This window comes from Gilliamella sp. Fer4-1 (assembly GCF_001690515.1).
In the GTDB taxonomy this organism is placed as follows: domain Bacteria; phylum Pseudomonadota; class Gammaproteobacteria; order Enterobacterales; family Orbaceae; genus Gilliamella; species Gilliamella apicola_C.
In genome coordinates this window covers 1-2,723 of sequence record NZ_LZGZ01000015.1, presented here as the reverse complement: position 1 = coordinate 2,723, position 2,723 = coordinate 1, and the positions used below count along the sequence as shown (strand labels likewise).

At 33.6% G+C, this 2,723-nt stretch carries 3 protein-coding genes; all 3 read left to right on the top strand.

Features of this window, described 5'->3' with window-relative positions:
• Window positions 1-208 precede the first annotated feature (208 nt).
• The 3 genes from recR to truC all read left to right on the top strand — a co-directional run bounded on the left by recR (window position 209) and on the right by truC (window position 2,487).
• Complete coding sequence (gene recR / locus A9G30_RS00370; RefSeq protein ID WP_065566831.1) at window positions 209-814, top strand: recombination mediator RecR; 606 nt, start codon at window positions 209-211, stop codon at window positions 812-814.
• A 122-nt stretch (window positions 815-936) separates the two neighbouring features.
• A complete protein-coding gene (locus A9G30_RS00365; RefSeq protein ID WP_065587711.1) occupies window positions 937-1,755 on the top strand; it encodes a pyridoxal phosphatase in 819 nt (272 codons plus the stop codon).
• Between the two features lie 24 nt (window positions 1,756-1,779).
• Entirely contained in the window at window positions 1,780-2,487 is a 708-nt protein-coding gene (truC, locus tag A9G30_RS00360; RefSeq protein WP_065566829.1) for a tRNA pseudouridine(65) synthase TruC, read from the top strand.
• Window positions 2,488-2,723 lie beyond the last annotated feature (236 nt).

The following is a 2,723-nucleotide window of genomic DNA, read 5'->3' as shown; positions in this document are numbered from 1 at the left end:
TAAAATCTATCAATAAATAAGTATAGATTTAACAATTTATTATGTAAATTGTTGTCAGCTAAGTACTATTGTACCTACGAATTTGCCTACAATTTTTCAATTTTCACCAACATTAAATACACCTTTAAAATAATTCTTATTTAATAGATTATTGAAAATAAGGTATTATTAACCTAACAATTTAAATCTGCGAGAAATAGATTAATTCATGCAAATAAGTCCATTACTAGAATCTCTTATGGAAGCACTGCGTTGTTTACCTGGTGTTGGTCCAAAATCGGCACAACGAATGGCCTTTCATTTATTACAACGAAATCGACAAGGCGGTATTAAATTGGCTCATGAATTGCATGAGGCAATGATAAATATAGGCCATTGTAAAGAGTGTCGAACATTCACCGAGCAAAATATTTGTTCTATTTGTAAAAATGCTCGCCGTCAAAGTAGCGGACAGCTTTGTGTGGTCGAAACACCAGTTGATATCGTTGCCATTGAACAAACTGGGCAGTATAGTGGTCGTTATTTTGTATTATTAGGCCACTTATCACCATTAGATGGTATCGGCCCTAACGACATTGGCCTTGATTTATTAAAAATCAAACTAGCATCAGAACCAATTAATGAAGTCATTTTAGCCACTAATCCAACCGTTGAAGGCGATGTGACAGCTAATTATATTGCACAAATGTGCGCAGAGTTTAATGTAACAGCAACTCGAATTGCTCATGGTGTACCAGTTGGTGGTGAACTCGAAATGGTTGATGGTACAACACTTTCTCATTCATTTATTGGTCGTCAAAAAATAGAGTTTTAGTGTGACTTGATCTCGTGGCCTAGTTTATCATATAGCATATTAGTTATGTGATTAGTTAGTTATATGATAGTTAGTTATGCGATGGTTAGCTAGACCATAATAATTATGCAAAGAGGATAAATATGAAATATAAAGCCGTTGCCTTTGATATGGATGGTACATTACTTACCAGTAATCGTTTAGTTCTGCCAGAAACAGCCAATATGATCAAAAAAATAAGCGATCAAGGTGTAAAAGTGATTTTAGTTTCAGGGCGCCATCATTCTGTAATTTATCCTTATTATTACCAACTTAACTTATCGACGCCAGCAATTTGCTGTAATGGCTCTTATCTTTACAATTTTGAAAATGAGCAATTGTTTGCGGGAAAACCAATGACAAAAGATCAAGCAAAAACATTATTGGAGTTAGTTAATCAGTATAAGATACATACTTTAATTTATACTGATCAATCGATGACTTATGAAGTTCTTGATGATCATCTTGAAAGTTTTTTTAAGTGGGTTAATACACTACCCACCATTTTACAACCAGAAATCAAAAAAGTGAATAGCTTTGAAAAACTGATAGATGAATCTGCCTCAATTTTCAAATTTGCCACAAGTAGCCATAATATATCTGCATTGCAACAGTTTTCAAATGCAGTAGAGGCATTAGATATGTTTTCATGTGAATGGTCTTGGTCAAATAGAGCGGATGTTGCAGTGAAAGGCAATACCAAGGGTAATGGTTTAACGCATTGGGCAGAACACGAAAATATTGATCTAAGTGAAATAATTGCTTTTGGCGATAGTTATAATGACATCAGTATGTTATCTGTTGCTGGATTAGGAATTGCAATGGGGAATGCTGATGATGAAGTGAAAGCTAAAGCAAGTTATGCCATTGGCGATAATAATAGCCCAAGCATCGCAATAGAACTAGAAAAACTCTTTTTATAATTGATTAGTTAGTAATAATAAAATATGTTTGAAATTATTTACCAAGATGACAATCTAATCGCTATTAACAAGCCATCTGGTTGGCTTGTACATCGCAGTTGGCTAGATAAACATGAAACGGTTGTTGTTATGCAAACTTTGCGAGATCAGATAGGTCAACATGTGTTTCCCGTTCATCGGCTTGATCGACCAACATCAGGAGTACTATTATTTGCGCTCTCTAGCGATATAGCACGAATAATGTCTGAACAATTTGCAACGAAGCAAATTGAAAAAACTTATTATGCCATTGTGCGAGGTTACGTGGAAGGTGAAGCTATAATCGATTATCCTTTAGTTGAGGAATTAGATAAAATCGCCGATAAATTTTCTGATAAAAACAAGCCAGCACAAAATGCAGTGACTTTTTACCGAGGTATTAGCAAAATTGAAATACCCATTAAAGTGAGGAAATTTGATAGCGTAAGATACAGTTTTGTCGAATTAAAACCACAAACAGGTCGTAAACATCAATTAAGACGCCATATGAAACATATTTTTCACCCTATTTTAGGGGACAGTAAACACGGCGACCTTCATCAAAACCGAGCATTTGCTGATTATTTCGGTATTAAACGATTAATGCTTCATGCCCATACACTGAAAATCACACACCCTATTGAACAAAAGCAAGTAATATTAAAAGCTACGCTCGATCCTAATTGGCAAAATATCTTATTAAATTTCAAATAACCATTTTTGTGCTTTAATGAAATTGCTTTTTTTTTTAGGTGATTACATAGTATCATTTTTAGCACTTTCCTTGGATGCCATTTTTTAATTTATCTACATTTTTATTTATCTAGGAAAGCACTTATAAATTTAAATAAATCTATAATAGGAATGAAAATGAAAACAATTATTAAATTTTTTAGTGTGTTTTTACTAGCCCTGATGGTAACAGCTTGTTCATCAGAAAAAACACCAGA